The sequence below is a fragment of the Cypionkella sp. TWP1-2-1b2 genome (assembly GCF_049896245.1).
Lineage (GTDB): Bacteria > Pseudomonadota > Alphaproteobacteria > Rhodobacterales > Rhodobacteraceae > Cypionkella.
This window is the reverse complement of sequence record NZ_JAFCTX010000014.1, coordinates 86,603-108,953: the sequence shown is the minus strand read 5'-3', so window position 1 is coordinate 108,953 and position 22,351 is coordinate 86,603. Positions and strand designations below refer to the sequence as shown.

Here is a 22,351-nt window from a genome sequence, read left to right as displayed (position 1 = left end):
ACATAGGTTTGTCATTTTTCCATCTGGCTGGCATGAGTAGAACAATACCAGAACATTTTAAGTTGGCAAGCCGCGTCGCACTACATCATGTGCCGCCGGATCAAAGGGGATAAGCCTTTCCTGCGATTTTGAAGAAAGTGTAGCATGCTTCGTTCTTGAAAAGGCCGCAGACCTGTCCGACGGCTTGCCAGAGTTGGTCGTAGGTTCTGGCGGCTTGTCGGATCAGAGTTTTGAGCTTGGCGCATGCGATCTCGATCGGGTTGAGGTCGGGGCGGCAGGGCGGCAGGAACAGCAACCACGCGCCGGTGTGTTTCAGGATCGTTGCCGCCTTCGGGCTGCGGTGGCTGGCGAGAGTGTCCACGATCACGACATCGTCGTTGTGCAGGGTCGCGACCCATTGGGTTTCGAGATAAAGGTCGAAGAACTGGCGGTTTATCGGCCCGCCGATACCCCAAGGTGGTCCAGCCTGTCGTGGCGCAAGGCGGCGATGAAGGTCTGCGTATGCCAGTGGCCAAAGCGGACGTGACCGACCAGACGCGCTCCGCAGGGGAACCATCCGGTGGTTTTGGCCATGTTGGTCTTGAGCGGTGTCTCATTGATGAATGCCAGCCTTGTCAACAGGTTAGGCATGAAGGGCTGACGGCGGCTGATCCAGGCTTGGCGCGCACGTCCGACATCGGGCCGCTTCTGCGCGATGGCGCGCAGGTCTTTTGTGTGTCAGCCCGCGGCCGCCAGGTGCCACCGGATCAAGACGCGATAGGCCCCGACGCCATGCCCCCCGACGCCATGCCCGTCGCGCGGCTCGACCCCCAAATCAAGCGTCAGGTCGCGCTTTTGCTTGATCCGATGTTCGATCCAATCCGCCACGCCTGCCAGCTCGGCGTGGCCGCCGGCGTTGCCCTGAGGCTTGGCCGCAAGCGATCCGGTCGCCCGTTTCAGCAGCACCATGCCGCTTACAAACTTGACCGAAACCCGCAACTGCGCCGCCGCAGCCCGGTGCGTGGAACCCATGGAAATCCTGACTCAGGATGCCCGCAACACGCTCTAAGTCGTGCAGCCTGCGGCCACCGGAACGAAAGCATTCTATCTGAGGATCGTGGCCGGGAGGAAGGAGACGGGGCGGTGGAATATTGCGGCGCGGGCTTTTCAGGTCGCTATTCCAAGATGCGCTTCGAAGGAGTGGTTCTGTGGGTAAATCGAGCAACGCCAAGGCAGGATTCGGCGCGGTGTTCGCCAAGGATGCCGAGCTTTTATACTACAACGGGCAGCGAAGCGTTCGCAAAGCGCGGCTGATTACCCGATTCGGACGTGCGCCGCGTGTGGTCGAGGATTGGGCGGTGCCGATCACGCATTCCAGCACGCTGACGCTGAGTGCGGATGAAAATGTGTTGATTGTGACCGATACCGCAGGTGGGCACTATGGTTTGCTGGCGGAAACCGGGGAAATCCTGTGGCGCAGTGTTGCCATCGGGGAAGGCGACGCAGGGATCGTCCTGCCGGACGAAAGCTTGTTATTTGCAAGCTGGGATGGGGCTTTGCAGCGGATCGACCCGAAAGATGGCAAAGCCGTCGTCAAACCGCCCCGACCCGACCATCAAATCCGCGAACTGCAGTTTGCGCCTGCCCTGGCATGTGCTTTCTACAGGCGGGTCCTTCCCGCTGACAGCGAGCGGAGCAGACCTGGTCAGTCTTTGTGGAGGCTTGATGTTGATACGTTGGAAAGCACAGAGATCTTGCCACTTTCGGTATGCAACGACATTGCAGTTGATCCATCGGGGAAATTTGCCGTGATGCTGGATGATTTGGTATTTGGTGCGCGGCCACCTTCAATGAGCCTGCTGGAGTATCATCTAAGTGAGAAAAATATGCGATTTGATGTTTGTATTCATGATCTTGCCACTCAGAAAGTTGTGCAGAGCCGCCGATTCCATTTTTCTGATCCTTCCTTCAAGAGACTGCGCTGGTCGCCAGACGGTCGCATCATCTGCTTTGTAAATGGCAAGGGATTCGGATTCTTGCGCCGCGGCGACCTTGAACCATTTGCTTTTGTTCCAGCTCCGTTTTCCAGCGATGTTACCTTTTCCGCAGACGGCATGTTGATGTTTCTGACGGGTTGGCAGACCTCAACTTTGCTGCGTGTGATGGATTTGGTTGACTACCCATTTTTGGCAGCCCAGCATCTAGCTCAGGCGCAGTGATTGCATTTCCGGCCCCCCCGGACTATCTGACGATAGACCGATGTTACCGCAGGACAGGCGATGAACTGGATTTCAAACTACGTCCGCCCGAAGATCAACTCGCTGTTTTCGCGCCGCGAGGTGCCAGAGAATCTTTGGACGAAATGCCCGGAATGCGGCACGATGCTGTTTCACCGCGAACTGGCGGCGAATTTGAACGTTTGCACCTCGTGCGATCACCATATGGCGATTTCGCCGCGCGATCGGTTCATCGGGCTGTTTGATGTCGGCGTGTTCGTCGAGGTTAAGGTGCCGGAACCGGTGGTCGATCCGCTGCATTTCCGCGATCAGAAGAAATATCCGGATCGGTTGAAAGCCGCGCAAAAGGTGACTGGCGAGCGTGAGGCGATGCTGGTGGCCGAGGGCGAGGTCGGCCGCACGCCGATCATCGCGGTGGCGCAGGATTTCAGCTTCATGGCAGGCTCGATGGGGATGTATGTCGGCAACGCGATTATCGCAGCGGCGCAGCGGGCGGTGGCGACCAAGCGGCCACTGGTGCTGTTCTCAGCTGCGGGCGGCGCGCGGATGCAGGAGGGGATTTTGTCTCTGATGCAGATGCCGCGCACGACGGTGGCGGTGCAGATGCTGAAGGAAGCCGGGCTGCCTTATATCGTGGTTTTGACGCATCCGACCACGGGTGGCGTGACAGCGTCTTATGCCATGCTGGGCGATGTGCAGATTGCTGAACCCAATGCGCTGATCTGCTTCGCGGGCCCGCGCGTGATTGAACAAACCATTCGTGAAAAGCTGCCTGAGGGATTCCAGCGCGCCGAATATCTGTTGGATCACGGTATGTTAGACCGGGTGACCCACAGGAAGGCTATGCGCGAGGAATTGGTAACGATTCTGCGGATGCTGATGAACCAATCCCCTGCGGTGAAGGGTGATTTGCCACCACCGGGCGATATTCTTGAGGCGGCCGAGGGCAAAGCGTGAATTCTGACGCAGTTCTGGAACGGATGATGACGCTGCATCCCAAGGTGATCGACCTTGTGATGGACCGGGTGGAGCGGTTGTTGACGGCTTTGGGCAACCCAGAGCGGTCGGTGCCTCCGGTGATTCACATCGCTGGGACCAATGGCAAGGGCAGCACCCAAGCGATGATTCGGGCGGGGCTGGAGGCGGGTGGATCGCTGGTGCATGCCTACACCTCGCCGCATCTGGCGCGGTTTCATGAACGGATCAGGTTGGCGGGCGCGTTGATTTCTGAAGACGCGCTGACGGCGTTGCTGGACGAATGTGTGCAAGCCAACGGGCCGGATGAGATCACGTTTTTTGAGATCACCACCTGTGCGGCGTTTCTTGCATTCAGCCGGGTTAAGGCCGATTACACGCTGCTAGAAGTCGGTTTGGGCGGGCGTCTGGATGCAACGAACGTGGTGGCCAAGCCGGTTTTGACGGTGATCACCCCGGTGTCGATCGACCATCAGCAATATCTGGGTGATACTTTGGCCGAGATCGCTGGCGAAAAGGCCGGGATATTGAAGCGCGGCGTGCCCTGCGTGATTGGCCCGCAAGAGGATGCTGGCATGGCGGTGATCGAGGCGCGTGCGGCGCGGTTGGGTTGCCCGGTGCTGGCGTTTGGCCAACAGTGGAGTGCGTGGGAAGAACGCGGGCGGCTGGTTTATCAGGATGAAAACGGGCTGCTGGACTTGCCGTTGCCGAACCTGCCGGGGCCGTTTCAGATCCAGAACGCCGGGGCTGCGATTGCGGCGTTGCGGGCGTTGGGGAAAGATGCGGCGGCGTGCGAGGCGGCGGTGACGAAAGCCTATTGGCCCGCACGGATGCAGCGGCTGCGGGTGGGGCCTTTGGTGGACTCTGCGCCGGGCGTCGAATTGTGGCTGGATGGTGGGCATAATCCGGCGGGCGGGGCTGCGGTGGCGGCGACTTTGGCGCGGATGCCTGTGCGTGAGACGCATCTGATCTGCGGGATGCTGAACACCAAGGATGTGCGCGGCTATATGCAGCCTTTTGCGGGCCAAGTGACGCGACTGCATGCGGTGTCGATCCCCGGTGAGAAGAACACGCTGCCCGCCGACGTGACGCGGGATGCGGCGGCGTCGGTGGGGATGCAGGCTGTGGTGGCGGATTCGGTGGCGCAGGCTCTGGCCGCGATTGCGGCTGTTGCGCCGGGCGCGCGGGTGCTGATTTGCGGGTCTTTGTATCTCGCGGGCGGGGTTTTGCGCGAGAACGGCTAGGGTTTTGCTCAGTTAAGACTTAACCCCGTAGCGCGCCATGAACATCGACACCGCGCCCTCGATCACGCGGGTGGTGTCAGCGGCGGTGCAGCAAGGCATTGGCGTGAAGATCATCCGATCTTGGATATCGACTTTGCAAAGTTGCGCGAATTGCGCGGCGGCGAAGGGGATGTCATCAATGATCAACTCGCCGCGTTCGGTGGCGCAGCGCAAGATTTCGGCGATGCGATCTTGCACCAGTTTCGGGCCGGAGTGGTAGAACTGATGTGCTACGGCAGGGAAATTCTCTGATTCCGCGACGGCGATGCGGTAGATGCGTTGGCCGAAATCCGACAGCATGAAGGCAGTGATTTTTTGCGCGGCCATGCGCAGAATGTCGGCAATCGGGGTATTGGGGTCGATATGAGATTCGGCCTCATCGGCTTGCCTGCGACATTCGGTGCTGGCGATCTCCAGGAAAAGCAGGCGTTTGTCGGGGAAATAGGCGTAAAGCGTGGCTTTCGACACCCCGGCCTCGCGCGCGATGTCATCGACCGAGGCGCGCTCAAAGCCGTCACGCATGAACACAATGCGCGCGCCTTCCAGCACCTGATCGAACTTGCGACCCTTAACGATCAGTTGCGGCTTGGCACCCATGCTGTCCCCCCTCGCCGCAGTCTATAGCGGCAGCGGGGGGACGGGCAAGCGGTTGCTCACTTGCCGGGCAGGGCGGCATTTTGCGCCGAGACGGTAGTGGTGGTTGGTGGGAAGGTCAGGTCGGGAAGATTGACGCTCATCGAGAAGGCCGAGGCTTGGGTGGCAGCGGCGAGGGTGAGCAAGAGGGCTGTGGCGAAGTATTTCATAATGGCGTCCTTTATCTGAACTCATCGGTTCAAAAGTTAAAATGAACTGATTCGTTCAATTTGACAAGGGCAATCTGAACTTGACGGTTCAGATTGCGATTTGGGCTTGGCCTTTGCGGTACGATATGTCTATTTAGAATCATTCCAAACTAAGCTGAGATGAGTCTGACATGGGTTTCAATATTTCCAACCGCAGGCGCTTTGCGGATCTGACCGAACAAGAGGTGTTGGCGCTGGCGATTTCGTCCGAAGAGGACGACGCGCAGATTTACCGGACTTATGCCCACGGCTTGCGGACAGAATATCCGGCCTCGGCAGCGGTGTTTGATAAGATGGCGGTCGAGGAGGACGGGCACCGCCAGCGGCTGATTGATCTGCATGTCAGCCGGTTTGGCACGGTTATTCCGCTGCTGCGGCGCGAGCATGTGGCGGGGTTTTATGCGCGCCGGCCGGTATGGCTGACCGAAAATCTTGGGCTGGACCGCATCCGCGACGAGGCCCGCGTGATGGAACATGATGCTGCAGAGTTTTACCTGCGGGCGGCGGCGCGGACCAAAGATGCGGCGACGCGGAAACTGCTGGGCGATCTGGCGGCGGCGGAGGCCGGGCATTTGCAACGCGCCAAGGTGTTAGAGGCTGATCTGCTGGGGCCGGAAGTGCGCGACGGCGAGGATAAGGTGGCGCGGCGGCAGTTTATACTTACTTGGGTGCAGCCTGGCTTGGCCGGGCTGATGGATGGCTCGGTGTCCACCCTCGCGCCGATCTTTGCGACGGCGTTTGCCACCCAGAATACCTGGACGACGTTTCTGGTCGGCTTGGCCGCGAGTGTGGGGGCGGGGATCTCGATGGGGTTCACCGAGGCTGCGCATGATGATGGGGTGCTGTCGGGCCGGGGCTCGCCCTACAAGCGGGGCTTGGCGTCGGGGGTGATGACGGCGTTGGGGGGCTTGGGCCACGCGCTGCCGTATTTGATCCCGGATTTCTGGACTGCGACCTCGATTGCGATGGTGGTGGTGTTTGTCGAATTGTGGGCGATTGCCTGGATTCAGAACAAATTTATGGAGACGCCGTTTTTACGGGCGGCCTTACAGGTGGTGCTGGGCGGGGCTTTGGTGTTCGCGGCGGGGGTGTTGATCGGCGGTGGTTGAGGGGTGGTCCGCGCGTGGACAGAATTATAAGACCGCTGAATCAACGGCTTGAGTTTTCGCGTTAAGAGTTTGTTCATAGACGGCTGCGAAGGCTTGTGTCTGACAAGGTGGCGTGAAAGTCTGACTTTATGCTGGCGATCTTGCTGAAAACTCTGCCGTTCTTTGCGGTGATTGGCCTTGGCTATGGCGCGGGGCGGCTGCGGTTTTTCAGCCCGGAGGCCACGGCGTATCTGACGAAATTCGTGTTTTACTTCGCGCTGTCGGCAATGCTGTTTGGCTTTGCCGCCAATCTGGACCTGAGTGATGTGTTCTCTTGGGCGTTCGTCTGGGCGTATTTTCTGGCCTCGGGCCTCGTGTGGATCATCGTCGCCGGGGTGGCGCTGTTGCGCGGGGCAAAGCCCGAAGTTGCGGTGTTTGAGGCGCATACGGGTATCATCGGCAATGTCGGGTTTCTTGGCATCCCGATGCTGACGCTGCTGCTGGGCCCTGCGGCGGTGGGGCCGGTTTTGCTGGTGCTGGCGGTCGATCTGCTGATGTTCACCTCAGTTTTGACGCTGGTGGTGACGGGGTTGCGCGAAGGCCGAATGTCGTGGGGCATCTTCCGGGTGCTGGGCTTGGGCGTGCTGAAAAACCCGATGATCGTCTCGGTGGTGCTCGGGATGGCTTGGGGGGCGACCGGCTGGGCGCTGCCGCTGCCGGTGAATGAATTCATGACCATGCTGGGGGCTGCGGCGACACCTTGCGCGTTGTTTGCGATTGGCTCCAGCCTTGCCGGGCGCAGGGCGGAACGGCTGGAGGTGGCGGCTTGGCTGAGTTTTACCAAATTGGTGCTACATCCGGCGGCGGTGGCGCTGGCGGCACTGGTGATTTTCCCGGTGGAGCGCTATGCGGCGGGGGTGATGGTGGCGGCGGCGTCTTTGCCGGTGGCGGGGAATGTCTTTATTCTGGCGCAGCATTTCGGGGTGGCGCCGCAACGGGTGTCGACGGCTATTCTGATCTCGACCGCCGCCTCGGTGCTGACCGTAACGGCGGTGATTGCGTTTGTGACGAACTGAAATCTGACGGCAAAACCAAAAGGCTTAAGGGGGCATTATGAAAACCATTTCTGAAAACCGGGCGTTTGGCGGCGTGCAGGGGGTTTACAGCCATGCCTCGGCGGTGACGGGCACCGAGATGACCTTCGGGTTGTTCCTGCCGGTCGAGGCCGAAGAAGGCTTGGTGCCGGTGCTGTGGTATCTGTCGGGGCTAAGCTGCACGCATGAAAACGCGATGGTGAAGGCGGGGGCGCAGCGTTGGGCGGCGGAAGTGGGCATTGCTTTGGTGTTCCCGGATACCAGCCCGCGCGGCGAAGATGTGCCGAATGATGCGGCTTACGATCTGGGGCAGGGCGCGGGGTTCTATGTGAACGCAACGCAAAGCCCGTGGGAGAAGAATTTCCGCATGTGGGATTATGTGACGGAAGAACTGCCGCGCGAATTGTTCAAGGCGTTTCCGATTGCCGAAGCCGCGCAGTCGATCACCGGCCATTCGATGGGCGGCCATGGCGCTTTGACGATTGCGATGAGCTTTCCGGGGCGGTTCCGCAGCGTTTCTGCCTTTGCGCCGATCTGCAATCCGACGCAAAGCGACTGGGGCCGCAAGCAGTTTGGCGCGTATCTGGGGCCGGATGAGGCGACTTGGGCCGCGCACGACGCCACATTGTTGATGAAAAAGCGCGGCTTTGATGGGCCGATTTTGATTGACCAAGGCACCTCGGATCAGTTTCTTGATCTTCTGAAGCCAGAAGCTTTGGCCGAGGCGATGGTTGAGCGGCGGCAGGGCGGCAGTTTTCGGATGCAGAAGGGCTATGACCACAGCTATTTCTTTGTGAGCACCTTCATGGAGGAACATGTGGCGTTTCATGCGGGGGCACTCAATGCTTAAAGCTTCGGTTTTGTTGGCACTATTGGCGTCACCCGTTTGGGCGGGGGATGCGGAAGATCAGGTGTTGGCGGCGGTGAATAAGGCGCGCGCCGGGGCTGGCTGTTCTGCCTTGACCGTCAACGCCAAGCTGGTGGCTGCGGCGAAGGGCCACGCTAAAGCTATGGCGACGCAGAATTTTTTTGGCCATGCCAGCAAGAATGGGGCGAAGTTTTCCAGCCGGATCAAGGCGCAGGGGTATCGGTTTAGCAAGGTCGCCGAGAATATCGGCGCGGGGCAATCTTCGGCTGCGGGGATCATGCAGGACTGGTTGGGCAGTGCGGGGCATCGCAAGAATATCCTCGATTGTGCTTTGACTGAAACCGGGATCGCGGTGGTGCATCAGCCGGATGATCAGCCGCTAAAGGGGCAGAAATACGCGATGAAATACTACTGGGTTGAGGTTTTCGCGCGCCCATGACTGGCTTGAATGGGGATGGTCGGATTTTTATCGACGCCGATGCCTGTCCGGTGAAGGCCGAGGCGGAGCGGGTGGCTGTGCGGCATCAGATGCGGATGATTCTGGTGTCTAATGGCGGGATCAGGCCAAGCCCGAACCCTTTGGTGGAAAGCGTGTTTGTCGCCGCTGGCCCGGATGAGGCCGATAAGTGGATCGCCGAGGCTTGCGGTGTGGGCGATGTGGTGGTGACCGGGGATATTCCGCTGGCCGCGAAATGTGTGGCGGCTGGGGCCCGCGTGGTCAAGCATAATGGCGAGGAATTGACGCCTGCAAATATCGGCAATGTGCTGGCGACGCGGGATCTGATGCAGGATCTGCGCGCGGCGGACCCGTTTCGGCAGGGTGGCGGGCGACCGTTTTCGAAGGCGGATCGCTCGCGGTTTCTGGAAGTTTTAGAGCGGGTTGTGCGGCAAGCGAAGCTTTGATGTCGCCTCTGGGCTAGATTTGCAGCGCTGGACGCGGTGAGTTGCACTATGTCAGACATTTCCAAAAAACCCGCCACTGGTATCCTGTTTGCACTGGGCGGCGGGGTGGTGCTTTCGGTCAATGACCTTGCGATCAAGGCCTTGTCGGGGACTTATGCGCTACATCAGGTGATCTTGCTGCGGGCGTTTGTCGGCATGGCGATTGTGCTGGCGGTGATCTGGTTTTCCGGCGGCGGGTTCCGGCAGTTGCTGACCAAGCGGCCGTTGGATCACCTGTTCCGGGTCTGCATCGTGATGTGCTCGAATGTGACCTATTTCGTCGGGCTGTCGCTGATGCCTTTGGCGGATGCGGTGGCGACGGCGTTTGTGGCACCGTTGTTCGTGACGCTGATGTCGGCTGTGATCTTGCGCGAACAGGTGGGTCCCAGGCGCTGGGCGGCGGTTGGGGTGGGCATGCTGGGCGTGGTGGTGATGACGCGGCCGGGGGCGGGCGTTATTCAACCGGCCGCGATTTTGGTGCTGATCTCGGCGTTCTGCTATGCCTCCAGCCATATGATGACGCGGCGGATGCGGCGGACGGAAAGCGCCATGACGTTGAATTTCTTCGTGCAATGCGGGTTCATCGTGGTCAGCCTGTGCTTTGGCTTTGTCGCGGGCGATGGTGGTTTGGCGCAGGCTCCGGGCAGCACTTGGGAGTTCTTGTTCCGGCCTTGGCATACGCCGCCGATTGGCGACTGGTGGGCGTTTATGGCGACGGGGGTGGCAGTGGGCGTCGGCGGTTTGATGATGTCGCAGGCGTATCGTACCTCTGAGGCCGCCTTGATCGCGCCGTTTGAATATATCGGCATGCCGATGGCGATTTTCTGGGGCGCGGTGGTGTTTGGCACTTTCCCGGATCAAACCGCTTGTGCGGGGATTGCGTTGATCTGCGGTGCTGGGCTTTATACCCTGTGGCGCGAGACGGTGCGGAAAAAGAAGGATCTGGATGTTGCAGCCCCTAGCGGTGATCTTTGACATTGGCAATGTGCTGACGCGCTGGCAGCCAGAGGCGTTTTACGATCGGGTGATCGGCGAGGCACGGCGTCGCGCGTTGTTTGACGCGGTTGATCTGCATGGCATGAATGACCGGGTCGATGAGGGCGCGCTGTTTCGCGAGACGATCTATGACTGGGCAGAGCGTCACCCGGAGTGGTCCGCCGAAATCCGGATGTGGTATGATCGCTGGATCGAACTGGCCTCGCCCCGGATTGAGGGCAGTATCGCCTTGCAGCGGGCGTTGCGGGCCAAGGGCGTGCCGGTGTTTGCGCTGACCAATTTCGGGCGGTCTTCGTTTGAGGAAGCCCTGCCGAAGATGGATTTCCTGACCGATTTCGACCGCCGCTATGTCTCGGGCGTGATGGGGGTGATCAAGCCTGATCCGCTGATTTATCAGATGGTTGAGCAGGATTGTGGTATCGCGCCGGATCGGCTGTTGTTCACCGACGATAAGGCCGAGAATATCACGGCGGCGGCCCGCAGGGGCTGGCGCACGCATCAGTTTGAAAGCTGGCAAGGCTGGGCGCAACGCTTGGTTGCCGAAGGCTTGCTCAGCAAAGAAGAGGCAGGGTTGTAAATGGATATCGTTGGAAAAGACGCCGAAGCGTTCATAAGCTGGCACGGGCTGATCGCGGCCTTGGAGGCCGGGCATCGCCTGCCGCGCGCCGAAATTGCGGACCTGCTGCTGTATCGCAAGCAGGATACTCTGCTGGATCGTGCGGCTTGGATTGACGGTTTGGGATCACTGGTCAAGGTCGGCACGATCTGTCCGGGCAATGCCAGTCTGGGCAAGCCTGCGGTCAATGGCATCGTCAACCTGTTCGATGATGTGACGGGTGAGTTGACGGCCTTGCTCGATTTCCATCTGGTGACAAAGTGGAAAACCGCAGGCGACAGCTTGCTTGCGGCCAGCAAACTGGCGCGCAAAGACAGCCGCAGTATCCTGCTGGTGGGCGCGGGTGTCGTGGCCAAGTCGATGGTCGATGCCTATTCGGCGCTGTTCCCCGAGGCCAAGTTCAGCATCTGGAACCGCTCGCCTGCCGGGGCCGAGGCGATGGCTGCGGCGGATGCGCGGGTGACGGCGGTGACAGATTTGGCAGCGGCGGTGCGCGGTGCGGATGTGATCTGTTGTGCGACGATGAGCCGCGAGCCGCTGTTGAAGGGCGCATGGCTGCAACCCGGCCAGCATATCGACCTGATCGGGGCCTATACCCCGGCGATGCGCGAGGCCGATGATGAGGTGATGCGACGGGCCTCGGTGTTCGTTGATGCCCGTGCCACCACGGTGCATCATATCGGCGAGATTATGGAGCCAATCGCGCATGGCGTAATTACGGAAGCCGATATCAAGGCCGATTTCTATGACATGGCGCAGGGGATGTATCGGCGGAGTTCTGATGATGAAATCACCGTTGCCAAGAATGGCGGCGGCGCGCATCTGGATCTGATGACCTCGGCCTATATTCTGGAAATGTGGCGGACGCGGTAGGGCTCGTCGCTCCCTGCCGGGCGCATCTCGCTGGTGCGTGGGTGGCCCGACTTCCAAGCGAAAAGCGCCCGTTAGGGAGCGTTGAGCGGCGCTGGGGAAATTCGGGATAACTGGTCGGAGCGAGAGGATTCGAACCTCCGACCCCCTGCTCCCGAAGCAGGTGCGCTACCAGACTGCGCTACGCTCCGACCGTGGCGCGGGGTTAAACCGTTGTGTGCGGCTTTGCAAGAGGGCGGCGTAAGGATTCATGCCCGGTTCTGGCTAAGCGTCGCCGTCGGTGCCGGACAGGCCCTCGGTCTTGCTGCGCAAGCGGCGGCGGTCGAACAGGCGCAGCCAGAGGCCGATGCGGGGGATTGCACCGAAATCAAAGCGCGAGCGGGTTTCCAGCACCGGGCGGTTTTTCGACACCGAGGGTTTGTCTTCGCGCAGCACGATATAGACTCCGGCGGCGATGATCACGGCGGTGCCGACGGCGGTCCAGAAATCGACTTTTTCGTTGAAGATGAAAAATCCGTAGAGGATCGCCCAGATGATCTGGCTGTATTGCATCGGGGCCACGATGATCGCGGGCGCGCGGCGATAGGCGGCGATGGTGAGCATGCCCGCGAACAGACTGAGCAGGGCCATAGCGCCCATCATGCCCATATGTTCAATCGGAACAGGCACATAGACGAATGGCAGCGCCAGCGCCATCACCCCGAAATTCGCCACCATCGGATACAGCATCAGCACCACCGAGCGTTCGTCATGGCCGATCTTGCGCACGATCACCGAAGTCATCGCCCCCAACAAAGCGGCGGCGAGGGCCGAGAGATGGCCAAGGCTCAGCGGTTCTTGCCCCGGCCGCAGCACGATCATCACGCCTGCGAGCCCGACGACGATGGCCATGCCGCGATGCAGGCCGACCTTTTCGCCCAAGATCGGGATCGCCAAAAGTGTGATCAGAATCGGCATGGCGAAGAAAATCGCGTAGCATTGCGCGAGCGGCAGCACGGAAAATGCGTAGAACCCGGTGATGCCGTTCACCACGGCGGACGCGGTGCGCAGGGCGGTCCAATACGGGTGTTTCGGGATCAGGTTGCCGTCGGTGCGGTCGCTCATCAGCAGGATGGTGATCAGCGGGAAGGTCAGCAGCCCTGAGAAAAAGATCAGCTGAAACGGGCTGTAGCTGGCCCCGAGGAATTTCACCAAAACGTCATGGCTGGCGTAAATCCCGAACGCGGCCAGCGCCAAAAGCGCCCCACGCAGGTTCGATTGAGCAACGGGCATGGCGGGTATCCGGGGAGGGGTGCGGTGATGCCTAGCTGTCGGGCCTTGGGGGGTAAAGTTCAAGGGGCAAGCGGCAAGCCACGGGGTTTCTTGCTGATTTTTCGTCAGAAGTCGTTGCCCTTGAGCGCCTCGGCTCAAGGGCAACGGCAAAGTGTTACAAGCTGGCTTCCATCGCGGCGATGATGGCATCGCCCATTTGCGTGGTGCTGACCGGAGAGCCGCCTTCCGGGCCCATCAGATCGGCGGTGCGCACGCCGTCGGCGAGAACTTTCTCAACGGCTTTTTCCACCCGCGTCGCTTCCTCGCCCAAGCTGAACGAATAGCGCAATGCCATCGCGAACGACAGGATACAGGCGATCGGATTGGCTTTGCCTTGCCCGGTGATGTCGGGGGCGGAACCGTGCACGGGCTCGTAAAGCGCCTTCGGGCGGCCATTGGCCTGCGGCAGACCCAGCGACGCCGAGGGCAACATACCCAAAGATCCGGTCAGCATTGCCGCCATATCCGACAGCACATCGCCAAACAGGTTGTCGGTGACGATGACGTCGAACTGCTTCGGCCAGCGGCACAGCTGCATCGCGCCATTGTCGGCATACATATGGGTCAGCGCCACATCGGGATATTCTTTGTCGTGGATTTCCTGCACCACTTCGCGCCACAGGATGCCGGACTCCATCACATTGGCCTTCTCCATCGAGCACAGCTTGTTGCTGCGCTTGCGGGCTAACTCGAACGCCGAACGCGCGACGCGGGCGATTTCGGATTCGGTGTAGCGCTGGGTGTTGATACCGACGCGCTCATTGCCTTCCATGAAGATGCCACGCGGCTCGCCGAAATAGACACCCGAGGTCAATTCGCGGACGATGACGATATCAAGGCCCGCGACGACTTCGCGCTTCAGGCTGGAGAAATCGGCGAGGGCGTCAAAGCACTGGGCGGGGCGCAGGTTGGAGAACAGGTCCATCTCTTTGCGCAGGCGCAGCAAGCCCCGCTCGGGCTTCACCGAGAAATCGAGTTTGTCGTATTTCGGGCCGCCAACGGCACCCAGCAAAACCGCATCGGCTTCCTGCGCGCGGGCCATGGTCTCGTCGGTCAGGGGCGTGCCGTGGGCGTCGTAGGAACAGCCGCCGACCAAGCCTTCGGAGACATCAAACGTCACGATGCCTTTGGCATCGAACCAGCCGATCAGTTTTTTCACCTCGTCCATCACTTCAGGACCGATGCCGTCGCCGGCGAGAATAAGCAGGGAGGGATTTGCCATCATAGGCTCCAGGTTTGAAGGGTTGGCGCTGGCCTAGCCAATGGGGGGGGCAGGGTCAAGCTTCAGCGCCCGGAAATGGGCGGCAAGGGCATCAAACACCCGTCGAATTTTGGGTGTATGGCGGAGAGCATCGGGGGCGGTCAGCCAGATCGGTAGGGGCGACAGCTGAAGGAACGCGGCCACGCGGGTGACCGATGCGTCGGCATCGCCGATCACGGTCTGCATCCCGCCCAAACCAAGGCCCGCACGGACCAGCGCCCAATACACGATCTGGTCATCGCAGCGGGTGGGGAAATCTTCACGCCGGGCTGCAATGCCTTGCGCGGCAATCATCCGCAACATCAGGTCGGATCGGTCAAAGCCGACGAAATCATGGTGCAGGATGGTGTCCGGCGTGATCGGATCGGGGTGGCGGGCGAGGTAGCTGTGGGCGGCGTAGATCGCCATCGGGATATCGCAGAGATGGGCGGTGATCAGATCGGGTTGCGTCGGGCGATACATCCGCAGCGCGATATCGGCCTCACGGAACAGCAGGTTATCCGAGGCGTCGTTGGGGGAAAGTTCAATCTCGATACCGGGTTCTTCGTGGCGCAACTGGGCCAGCATTTGCGGAAGTAGGTAATGTGAGACGATGCGGCTGGCGGTTATGCGGACTGGGCCGCGCAGGCTGGTGTCGCGGCCCGCCACCGCCAGCGCCAGCTTGACCGCCGCATCACGCATGGCACGGGCGTGCGGGATCAGGGTTGCGGCCTCAGCCGTTGGGGCCAGACCGCGCGGTTGGCGGGTGAACAGCGGCAGGCCGAAAGCCGCCTCCAGATCGGCGATATGGCGGCCAAGCGTGGGTTGGCTCAGGCCCAACTGTCGCGCAGCTGCGGAAAGCGACCCGGTTTCGGCCACGGCGAGGAAGGAACGGGTGAGGGTCCAGTCAAGATTATCCATGCAGATATGAATAGCACATCTGCGATTGATGCCAATGTTATGAATGGGTGGGGGCTGCTAATTTCATCTTGCAACATAAGGAGACTGAACATGGCAGTAGTTTTGGTGGCAGGGGCGTCGGGGCTGTTTGGCTCGCATGCGGCGCAGGCGTTTGCGCAGGCGGGGTGGAAGGTGCGGCTTTATCAGCGCGGCACCGATATGACGGCGGCGGCTGAGGGCGCGGATGTGATCGTCAATGCGATGAACCCGCCAATGTATCACGATTGGCCGCGGCTGGTGCCTGCGATCACCGCGCAGGCGATTGCGGCGGCGCGGGCGAGTGGGGCGACGCTGATCGTGCCCGCCAGTGTGTATAATTACGGCAACCAGCCACGGCCTTGGGGCCCCTCGACGCCGCAAAAGCCCAATACGCGCAAGGGGGCTGTGCGGGTGCAAATGGAAGCTGCCTATCGTGCCTCTGGCGTGCCGGTGATCTTGCTGCGCGGCGGTGATTTTATGGATGCTCAGGGCAAGACGCAGGGCATGGGGATGGCGTTGCGGGGGTTGGCCAAGGGCAAGATCATGGCGTTTGGCGGCGCGGATATGCCGCGCGCTTATGCCTATCTGCCGGATATGGCGCGGGCGGCGGTGGCTTTGGCTGAGGTGCGCAGCTCTTTGCCGCGCTATGCCGATATCCCGTTTGCGGGGCTGACTTTTTCTATGCAGGAGTTGGCCGACAGCTTTCAGAGGCAAAGCGGGCGGAGTTTTCGAATCACGAAATTTCCGTGGTGGCTGCTGGGCTTAGCCGCCCCGTTCTGGGAGTTGGCGCGCGAGATGCGTGAGATGCGCTATCTTTACGATCTGCCGCATCGCTTGGATGGGGCGACGATGCAAGCTGTGTTGCCGCAGTTTCAGACCACCGGGCTTGCCGAGGTGGCGGCGGCGCAACTGCGCTGGGCGGGCTTAGGGCGCAACATCGACCCAGAGCGGGTGATGGCGTGAGGCGGTTGTCAGCGTGGCAGCCATAGGGTCGCTGTCGGGCGGCCACTCCACCCCGGCCGCTTGAACGTGCAGGTCTTTTGAGGGCAGAATGATTTCCACCCGCAAGCCGCCGATGACAGGGTAAAGCGCTGTGTCTAAGGCAGGATCGCCGGTTTGGCCGGGATCGTGCCGGGTGGATTGGCCGCGCGGGCTTGGGTCTTGCAGTGCTGCATGATGCAGCAGTGCCGTGATCGCTTGCTTGCGGCCCGCGCCATCGGCGGGGTCAAGGTTGCTTTGGCCCAAGATCACAAACGGCGGCTCGGGCGGTTTGAACGGCAGATCGCCCGCCAGCAAGTGCAGCCAAAACGCGGACTCGTCATGGTTGCGGCGACCATTGCGATCCTCAGCGCCATCGAAGATCGGCGGGCTGGCGTAATAGGCCAATAGCCGCAGGGTTTTACCATCGGGCAGGGTGATCGGCACCTCATAGGCGCCGGTGGTGGAGAGAAATTGGCTGGGGGGCGTATCGGGCGGCATCAAGGTTCCGGGCAGATCGGCCCAGAGGAAGCTGCTGAAGTCACGGATGTTTTCGGCATCAATCGGCAGCCGAGACAGTATCGCCATGCCGCCTTCGCCCGCCCAACGGCCATAGGCCATCGCGTCGCGCGGCTCTCCCAATATGCCGTTGCCATCCAGATCAAGGCCCGTTGCCACTCCGGTATTCGGGCGCAGCGGCAGGCGGTAAGGATAAGGTGCGCCTGCGTCGGCCAGCCGCTTTTCCAAGGCGGCAAGCGTGTCGCCGTGCAGGTCATAGTCGATGCCGGTCAGCAGCAGCACATCGGCGTCAAGCCTTGCGATCACCTGAATGGCGGCGAGTTGTGCCGGATTGTCGCCGCGCTGTAACGATTGTAGCGCGAGGCCAGGGCCTTTTGCCCAGAAGTCGATGTTATAGGTGGCGATCCGCAGATTGGGGCGCAGGTCGGCCAAAGCAGGCCAAGCCCACAGCCAGATCAGGCAGGCACATAGCGCTTGCCATCGCCGCCGAGGCTGTTCGCCGCGCGGGTTTCGGTGATCATGTCTGCGATGCGACCCATCGCAATGCCGCGCATGAACAGGCTGGCGGGTAGAAAGGCCCATGCCGTCATTGTCCAGATCAAGGTTTGTGGCGAGGTCAGCGTCAAGGGCTCGAATCCCGTCGACGCAATCTTCACCACGGCTGGGGTCAAGAATGGCAGCAAAAACCCTAACGCAATGTTAATGCGCGCGTCCCGAGTCAGGCGCGTGACCACATCGGCCCCGGCGGTGGGGTCAAAGGTGGGAAGATTGACCCAGACGTTGAAGGCGCGGCTGCGCGACGGCCAGCGACCCGCCTTCAGGATCACCACGAAAATAGATAAAGATATCAATGAGATCAGGTAAGCCATCCCGGCGGCAGTGCGCACGGCGGCGATCTGTTCAGCGGTTGCATCATTGGCGACCATCAAGGTAGCCAGCCGCACCGGGCTGTAGGGAAAGTCCATCGACATCCCGATCAGCGTGCCGACGGCATCGGTGAAATCGGTCAGGGTCGAGGGCATGATCCGCCCGCGCGCGATCATCGACAGCGAAACCACGGTGGCCAGCAGCATCAGGTAGCGCACCCGGTTGAACGGGGCAGCATCGCGAAATTCGACAAGGCTGGGATAGGTGGCGTTGTATTCGACAAAGGTCAAAAGCCCGATGAACAGCGCCACAAGGGCGACCATCTGTTTGGCATCTGCTGTCACGTCGACCAAAAGCACGGAAGGCGTGGCGACCAGCACCATCACCAAAATCATGCGAACGATCGCGCCTGTTAGCCGCGAAACCACTGCCCTGCCACCCTTCAATCGGTCCTGTCTGGTGTTTTGCCAGGCAAGGGTCCCGAAGATTTCCCGCACTTTAAGGCGGGTTGCCCCAATATTGCCCAATTCTTGCCTTCTTTCCCCGTGATCGGCAACAGCTGGGTTAATGATCGGTAAGCACTGTGGCAATTCCGTGTTCAAGGTGTTGCAGGATTGAATCAAACTGGCGGTAACAAAAAGGCCATCCCATAGGGTGGCCCTAGATGTAGTGGTTTGTCGCGCTTCAGGCCCAAGGATGCAGGGCGGCGTTCTTTTTCTCAAAAGAATCAATGGCCGACGCTTTTTCCAAAGTCAGGCCGATATCGTCCAATCCATTGATCAGGCAGTGCTTGCGGTGGCTGTCGACGTCGAACGCGAACACCTGACCATCCGAGGTGGTGACGGTTTGCGTCAGCAGATCGACGGTCTGGCGGGCGTTGGCACCTTTTTTCGCGTCGGCCATCAGAACGTCGACAACCTCTTGCGGCATCACGATTGGCAGGATGCCGTTCTTGAAGCAGTTGTTGTAGAAAATGTCGGCGAAAGAGGTGCTGATCACGCAGCGGATGCCGAAATCCAGCAAGGCCCAAGGCGCGTGTTCGCGCGACGAGCCGCAGCCAAAGTTGTCGCCCGCCACGATGATCTCAGCCTTGCGATAAGCCGGTTGGTTCAGCACGAAATCGGCGATCTCACTGCCATCGAGATTATAGCGCATCTCGTCAAACAGATTAACGCCAAGGCCGGAGCGCTTGATGGTTTTCAGGAATTGCTTGGGGATGATCATATCGGTGTCGATATTGACCAAGGGCATCGGTGCGGCAATGCCGGTGAGGGTGGTGAATTTATCCATGATGGACCTCGTTAGGTTGACTTTTTCAGTTCCTGTACGCATATTGCGAACAAATGGGCTGGAGTTTTTCGGTCGGCGATGGGCTGCTGGGGTTTCTCGGCGGCCCATAGCTTTTTAAGGGAAGACTTTGGGTCCCGGAAAAGTGCATTTGCTTCTTAGAACATCGGCCGCGCGATTTTTCTGATCTGGCCGAAGATGCTTAAGACCCAAGGGGCGTGCGGCTAGGTCTGCAATTTGAAGTCCAGTGGAATTTGCCCTTTTGTCTATGAACAAAGGTGACCATTCGTATTTGGAAACTCCAAGTGTTGGCTTGCCTATCTTCGGATTTCCGTCGGCTATCCTGCGAAACTCCAGTTCTAGATGACGATCTTCTGTTGCTCCACGCGCTTCAAATACGACGTTTACCTTAGAGCCCGCCTGCCCTTTCTTCATCAAAATGGCGCCTGCCTTTTCCATACAGAAAGTTAAGGCTAAATCATAAAGACTCCACGGATTCGCGTATTTCTGCCCTAGCTTTGCCTTATCAATCACCGCGCTGATGATCTCGATATCTGATGATTCCACGATGGCAGTTAGATCATCCATGAACGCTTGCCGGACGACCGGATTGACTTGCAGGAATGCAAACTGCCCCGACTGTCTGCGAATATCACGCTCATGAAGGATGAGCTGATCATGGCCGACGTACCGAAATTTAAGGCTTTGCACCGCCGGAACAAGATGTTGAATATAATGATCTTTTTTGACTACCATGAACACGAGGACAAAGACCGGGAAATCCTCCCGGTCTGCCGCCAAAACTGGCGATCCACTTTCATCCGCATAGATTATGTAATCGCAGAAGCTCACGCAGCTTAGTCCATCATCTCGCGCACATCGGTCAAGTGACCGGTGATTGCGGCGGCGGCGGCCATGCCGGGGGAGAGCAGGTGGGTGCGGCCGCCGCGACCCTGACGGCCCTCAAAATTGCGGTTCGAAGTCGCAGCACAACGCTCGCCCGGGGCCAGTTGATCGGGGTTCATCGCCAAGCACATCGAGCAACCCGCCAGACGCCATTCAAAGCCTGCGTCGATGAAGATCTGCGCGAGGCCCTCGGCTTCCGCCTGTGCGCGCACCAGACCCGAGCCGGGAACGACCATCGCGCGGATGCCGTCTTTCTTCCGTCTGCCCTTCAGGATCGCCGCCGCCGCCCGCAGATCTTCAATGCGGCCATTGGTGCATGAACCGATGAACACGGTGTCGATCTTGATATCCGACAGTTTTTGGCCCGGAACCAAGCCCATATAGTCCAGCGCACGCTGCACGGCTTCAACTTTTCCGCCGGTGAAATCCGAAGGCGATGGCACCACAGCGGTGATCGGCAGCACGTCTTCAGGCGAGGTGCCCCAAGTCACCAAGGGCGCGATATCTTCGGCCTTGATCGTCACAACCTTGTCGAAATGCGCGCCTTCATCGGTGTAGAGCGTCTTCCAATAGGCGACGGCAGCTTCCCAAGCGGCACCTTTCGGGGCCTGCGGGCGGCCCAGGCAATAGGCGTAGGTTTTCTCATCGGGCGCGATCAGACCGGCGCGCGCGCCGCCTTCGATTGCCATGTTGCAGACCGTCATGCGGCCTTCCATGGACAATTCGCGAATGGCTTGGCCGCAATATTCGATGACATAGCCGGTGCCGCCTGCGGTGCCAGTTTCCCCAATCACCGCCATGGTGATGTCTTTGGCGGTGACGCCGGGGCGCAAGGAACCGGTGATTTCGACCTTGAAGTTCTTGGCCTTGCGCTGGATCAGCGTTTGCGTCGCCAGCACATGCTCAACCTCCGAGGTGCCGATGCCATGCGCCAAAGAGCCGAACGCGCCATGGGTGGCGGTGTGCGAATCGCCACAGACCACGGTCATGCCGGGCAGGGTCCAACCCTGTTCCGGGCCGACAATATGCACGATGCCTTGGCGCACGTCCGACACCGGATAGTAATGGATGCCGAAATCGCGGGCGTTTTGGTCCAAAGCCTGCACCTGAATCCGGCTGTCTTCGGTCATCGTCGCGGCATTGGCGCGGTCCAACGTGGTCGGCACGTTATGGTCGGGCACGGCGATGGTTTTTTCCGGCGCGCGGACCTTACGGCCCGTCATCCGCAGGCCCTCAAAGGCTTGCGGCGAGGTGACTTCATGCACCAGATGGCGGTCGATATACAGCAAACAGGTGCCGTCATCGGCCTGATGGACGACATGATCGTCCCAGATTTTGTCATAAAGCGTGCGAGCGGTCATGGCTGGCTCATCCTCGGGGCTTGCAAAGGGGATTGGCGTGAGGCGGGGCGTTTTCCCATAACTGGGCGCCCTGAAAACCGATCAGACGTGCGCTAGAATGGCGCGGGTGGCCCCGTAAAACCGCCACGGCAGGCGGTCATGGTCAGCGATGTCGAAAAATCGGATCATACGGCAGACATACGCCTTTCCCGCCTTGCAAGCAAGGGTCGAGGTCGCGGCAAATATAGCGGTGTAGCCGAGGTCGAGCGGCCATCTCGGGCATCCGGGGGCGGGTTCGCCCCCGATGCAGATTTTGGATTTAGTCAGACAAATCAGAACTGCGCGAAACGTCCGCGTTCGATCTCGCGCTCACGGCATTCCAGATCGTAGATGCTGACAGCGCCGTTCAGATATTCAAGTTCTGCCTCATGGCGGGTTTTGCGACGCGGCAGCAGTTTAAGGTACTTATTCATGGTGTTTACTCCGTTGCTTCCTCCCTGCGAACAATATGCTGCATCGCAGCATGAATGTGTAGCTATGCATTAGTATTGCCGACATGCGTGAAATGCATAGCTTGCCGTCTATTTTTTGGTCAACCCTACTGTCCTAAGGCCAAGCCAAGCCCTTGTGAAACGCCGCTTGGCAGGATAGACGCGCGCCTTCGCCTGCCGTTGAGATTGTTGCCCTGCAATGATAGGCTAGCCACATCCCAGTTTCGGGGCCTGCGCCGGGGCCGCATCGGCGCGCTAATTGGAGGACGTTGTCCTGTCGCATTCTGATCCCGCCACCGGCCTTCCGGTTGGCCCGCGCGCCATCCGCGCCTCTGACGATTACACCGCCGAAGATCTGCTGGCTTCCGTGCTGGCCTCGGTCGATGACGATAAAGCCGAAGACATCGTGCAGATTGACCTGCGCGGCCGCTCGGATGTGGCTGACTACATGGTGATCTGCGCGGGTCGCTCGTCGCGGCAAGTGGCGTCGATTTCCGAAAAGCTGGCGGATCGCTTGAAAGAGCAGTTCCATCTGTCGGCGAAGATGGAAGGCAAGGAAACCGGCGATTGGGTGCTGATTGATGCGGGCGATGTGATCGTCCACGTCTTCCGCCCGGAAGTGCGCGAGTTCTATGATCTTGAAAAGATGTGGCTTCCGGGCAGTGCGCATCGCGGGGCGTAAA

27 protein-coding genes and 1 tRNA gene are annotated in these 22,351 nt (G+C 60.0%); 13 read left to right on the top strand and 15 right to left on the bottom strand.

What is annotated here, in order from left to right:
* Positions 1 to 100 precede the first annotated feature (100 nt).
* The 3 genes from ACP7AP_RS11570 to ACP7AP_RS11560 form a co-directional block, all read right to left on the bottom strand.
* A complete protein-coding gene (locus tag ACP7AP_RS11570) occupies positions 101 to 385 on the bottom strand; it encodes a transposase (protein ID WP_426034361.1) in 285 nt (94 codons plus the stop codon).
* A gap of 47 nt (positions 386 to 432) precedes the next feature.
* Complete coding sequence (locus tag ACP7AP_RS11565) at positions 433 to 630, bottom strand: hypothetical protein (protein WP_426034362.1); 198 nt, start codon at positions 628 to 630, stop codon at positions 433 to 435.
* 87 nt (positions 631 to 717) lie between these two features.
* A complete protein-coding gene (locus ACP7AP_RS11560) occupies positions 718 to 1,011 on the bottom strand; it encodes a hypothetical protein (protein WP_426034356.1) in 294 nt (97 codons plus the stop codon).
* 176 nt (positions 1,012 to 1,187) lie between these two features.
* Here ACP7AP_RS11560 and ACP7AP_RS11555 point away from each other — a divergent pair, with 176 nt between their 5' ends.
* From ACP7AP_RS11555 to ACP7AP_RS11545, 3 genes are read left to right on the top strand one after another with little or no spacing between them, the layout of a single operon-like run.
* A complete protein-coding gene (locus tag ACP7AP_RS11555) occupies positions 1,188 to 2,198 on the top strand; it encodes a hypothetical protein (RefSeq protein WP_426034355.1) in 1,011 nt (336 codons plus the stop codon).
* Between the two features lie 60 nt (positions 2,199 to 2,258).
* Positions 2,259 to 3,173, top strand: coding sequence for an acetyl-CoA carboxylase, carboxyltransferase subunit beta (gene accD / locus ACP7AP_RS11550; protein ID WP_426034354.1), 915 nt, complete (start codon positions 2,259 to 2,261; stop codon positions 3,171 to 3,173).
* Positions 3,174 to 3,196: 23 nt separating this feature from the next.
* On the top strand, positions 3,197 to 4,435 hold the full coding sequence (locus tag ACP7AP_RS11545; RefSeq protein ID WP_426034360.1) for a bifunctional folylpolyglutamate synthase/dihydrofolate synthase: 1,239 nt from the start codon (positions 3,197 to 3,199) through the stop codon (positions 4,433 to 4,435).
* Between the two features lie 12 nt (positions 4,436 to 4,447).
* On the opposite strand, the gene ACP7AP_RS11540 is transcribed toward ACP7AP_RS11545, so the two are convergent.
* Together ACP7AP_RS11540 and ACP7AP_RS11535 are read right to left on the bottom strand one after the other, a co-directional pair.
* Positions 4,448 to 5,071, bottom strand: a complete 624-nt coding sequence (locus ACP7AP_RS11540; RefSeq protein WP_426034353.1) for a TetR/AcrR family transcriptional regulator — start codon at positions 5,069 to 5,071, stop codon at positions 4,448 to 4,450.
* Between the two features lie 56 nt (positions 5,072 to 5,127).
* The gene (locus tag ACP7AP_RS11535) at positions 5,128 to 5,277 is read right to left on the bottom strand and encodes a hypothetical protein (protein ID WP_426034352.1); all 150 of its coding nucleotides are present in this window, start codon (positions 5,275 to 5,277) and stop codon (positions 5,128 to 5,130) included.
* A gap of 170 nt (positions 5,278 to 5,447) precedes the next feature.
* On the opposite strand from ACP7AP_RS11535, the gene mbfA reads away from it, so the two are divergent.
* The 8 genes from mbfA (at position 5,448) to ACP7AP_RS11495 (ending at position 11,793) form a co-directional block, all read left to right on the top strand.
* Positions 5,448 to 6,425: an iron exporter MbfA gene (gene mbfA / locus ACP7AP_RS11530; RefSeq protein WP_426034351.1), complete on the top strand. Its 978-nt coding sequence runs from the start codon at positions 5,448 to 5,450 to the stop codon at positions 6,423 to 6,425.
* A 128-nt stretch (positions 6,426 to 6,553) separates the two neighbouring features.
* Complete coding sequence (locus ACP7AP_RS11525; RefSeq protein WP_426034350.1) at positions 6,554 to 7,480, top strand: AEC family transporter; 927 nt, start codon at positions 6,554 to 6,556, stop codon at positions 7,478 to 7,480.
* Between the two features lie 37 nt (positions 7,481 to 7,517).
* Complete coding sequence (fghA, locus tag ACP7AP_RS11520) at positions 7,518 to 8,348, top strand: S-formylglutathione hydrolase (RefSeq protein ID WP_426034349.1); 831 nt, start codon at positions 7,518 to 7,520, stop codon at positions 8,346 to 8,348.
* Positions 8,341 to 8,805, top strand: coding sequence for a CAP domain-containing protein (locus ACP7AP_RS11515; protein WP_426034348.1), 465 nt, complete (start codon positions 8,341 to 8,343; stop codon positions 8,803 to 8,805). The genes fghA and ACP7AP_RS11515 overlap by 8 nt, the downstream gene beginning before the upstream one ends.
* On the top strand, positions 8,802 to 9,269 hold the full coding sequence (locus ACP7AP_RS11510) for a YaiI/YqxD family protein (protein WP_426034347.1): 468 nt from the start codon (positions 8,802 to 8,804) through the stop codon (positions 9,267 to 9,269). Before ACP7AP_RS11515 ends, ACP7AP_RS11510 begins: the two co-directional genes overlap by 4 nt.
* A gap of 48 nt (positions 9,270 to 9,317) precedes the next feature.
* The gene (locus ACP7AP_RS11505) at positions 9,318 to 10,283 is read left to right on the top strand and encodes a DMT family transporter (protein WP_426034346.1); all 966 of its coding nucleotides are present in this window, start codon (positions 9,318 to 9,320) and stop codon (positions 10,281 to 10,283) included.
* Positions 10,255 to 10,881 (top strand): HAD family hydrolase, encoded by a 627-nt coding sequence (locus tag ACP7AP_RS11500; protein WP_426034345.1) that lies wholly within the window; start codon positions 10,255 to 10,257, stop codon positions 10,879 to 10,881. The genes ACP7AP_RS11505 and ACP7AP_RS11500 overlap by 29 nt, the downstream gene beginning before the upstream one ends.
* Positions 10,882 to 11,793, top strand: a complete 912-nt coding sequence (locus tag ACP7AP_RS11495; protein ID WP_426034344.1) for an ornithine cyclodeaminase family protein — start codon at positions 10,882 to 10,884, stop codon at positions 11,791 to 11,793. It abuts the gene before it with no gap.
* A 111-nt stretch (positions 11,794 to 11,904) separates the two neighbouring features.
* Here ACP7AP_RS11495 and ACP7AP_RS11490 read toward each other — a convergent pair.
* The 4 genes from ACP7AP_RS11490 to ACP7AP_RS11475 all read right to left on the bottom strand — a co-directional run bounded on the left by ACP7AP_RS11490 (position 11,905) and on the right by ACP7AP_RS11475 (position 15,262).
* Positions 11,905 to 11,981 (bottom strand) — tRNA-Pro (locus tag ACP7AP_RS11490).
* Positions 11,982 to 12,054: 73 nt separating this feature from the next.
* A complete protein-coding gene (locus ACP7AP_RS11485; protein ID WP_426034343.1) occupies positions 12,055 to 13,062 on the bottom strand; it encodes a DMT family transporter in 1,008 nt (335 codons plus the stop codon).
* A gap of 154 nt (positions 13,063 to 13,216) precedes the next feature.
* On the bottom strand, positions 13,217 to 14,323 hold the full coding sequence (leuB, locus tag ACP7AP_RS11480; RefSeq protein ID WP_426034342.1) for a 3-isopropylmalate dehydrogenase: 1,107 nt from the start codon (positions 14,321 to 14,323) through the stop codon (positions 13,217 to 13,219).
* A gap of 33 nt (positions 14,324 to 14,356) precedes the next feature.
* Positions 14,357 to 15,262 (bottom strand): LysR family transcriptional regulator, encoded by a 906-nt coding sequence (locus ACP7AP_RS11475; RefSeq protein ID WP_426034341.1) that lies wholly within the window; start codon positions 15,260 to 15,262, stop codon positions 14,357 to 14,359.
* Between the two features lie 90 nt (positions 15,263 to 15,352).
* On the opposite strand from ACP7AP_RS11475, the gene ACP7AP_RS11470 reads away from it, so the two are divergent.
* On the top strand, positions 15,353 to 16,243 hold the full coding sequence (locus tag ACP7AP_RS11470; protein ID WP_426034340.1) for an epimerase: 891 nt from the start codon (positions 15,353 to 15,355) through the stop codon (positions 16,241 to 16,243).
* Here the strand turns inward: ACP7AP_RS11470 and ACP7AP_RS11465 are convergent.
* The 6 genes from ACP7AP_RS11465 to ACP7AP_RS11440 form a co-directional block, all read right to left on the bottom strand.
* Complete coding sequence (locus ACP7AP_RS11465) at positions 16,205 to 17,209, bottom strand: endonuclease/exonuclease/phosphatase family protein (protein WP_426034339.1); 1,005 nt, start codon at positions 17,207 to 17,209, stop codon at positions 16,205 to 16,207. The two genes, ACP7AP_RS11470 and ACP7AP_RS11465, sit on opposite strands and share 39 nt — an antisense overlap.
* A gap of 23 nt (positions 17,210 to 17,232) precedes the next feature.
* Positions 17,233 to 18,039, bottom strand: coding sequence for a hypothetical protein (locus ACP7AP_RS11460; protein WP_426034338.1), 807 nt, complete (start codon positions 18,037 to 18,039; stop codon positions 17,233 to 17,235).
* 289 nt (positions 18,040 to 18,328) lie between these two features.
* A complete protein-coding gene (leuD, locus tag ACP7AP_RS11455; protein WP_426034337.1) occupies positions 18,329 to 18,934 on the bottom strand; it encodes a 3-isopropylmalate dehydratase small subunit in 606 nt (201 codons plus the stop codon).
* A gap of 114 nt (positions 18,935 to 19,048) precedes the next feature.
* On the bottom strand, positions 19,049 to 19,783 hold the full coding sequence (locus ACP7AP_RS11450) for a DUF3800 domain-containing protein (RefSeq protein WP_426034336.1): 735 nt from the start codon (positions 19,781 to 19,783) through the stop codon (positions 19,049 to 19,051).
* 5 nt (positions 19,784 to 19,788) lie between these two features.
* Positions 19,789 to 21,198, bottom strand: coding sequence for a 3-isopropylmalate dehydratase large subunit (gene leuC / locus ACP7AP_RS11445; protein ID WP_426034335.1), 1,410 nt, complete (start codon positions 21,196 to 21,198; stop codon positions 19,789 to 19,791).
* Between the two features lie 311 nt (positions 21,199 to 21,509).
* Positions 21,510 to 21,650: a hypothetical protein gene (locus ACP7AP_RS11440; RefSeq protein WP_426034334.1), complete on the bottom strand. Its 141-nt coding sequence runs from the start codon at positions 21,648 to 21,650 to the stop codon at positions 21,510 to 21,512.
* 277 nt (positions 21,651 to 21,927) lie between these two features.
* Between ACP7AP_RS11440 and rsfS the strand changes: the two genes are divergently transcribed.
* A complete protein-coding gene (rsfS, locus tag ACP7AP_RS11435) occupies positions 21,928 to 22,350 on the top strand; it encodes a ribosome silencing factor (RefSeq protein WP_426034333.1) in 423 nt (140 codons plus the stop codon).
* Position 22,351: the final 1 nt, after the last annotated feature.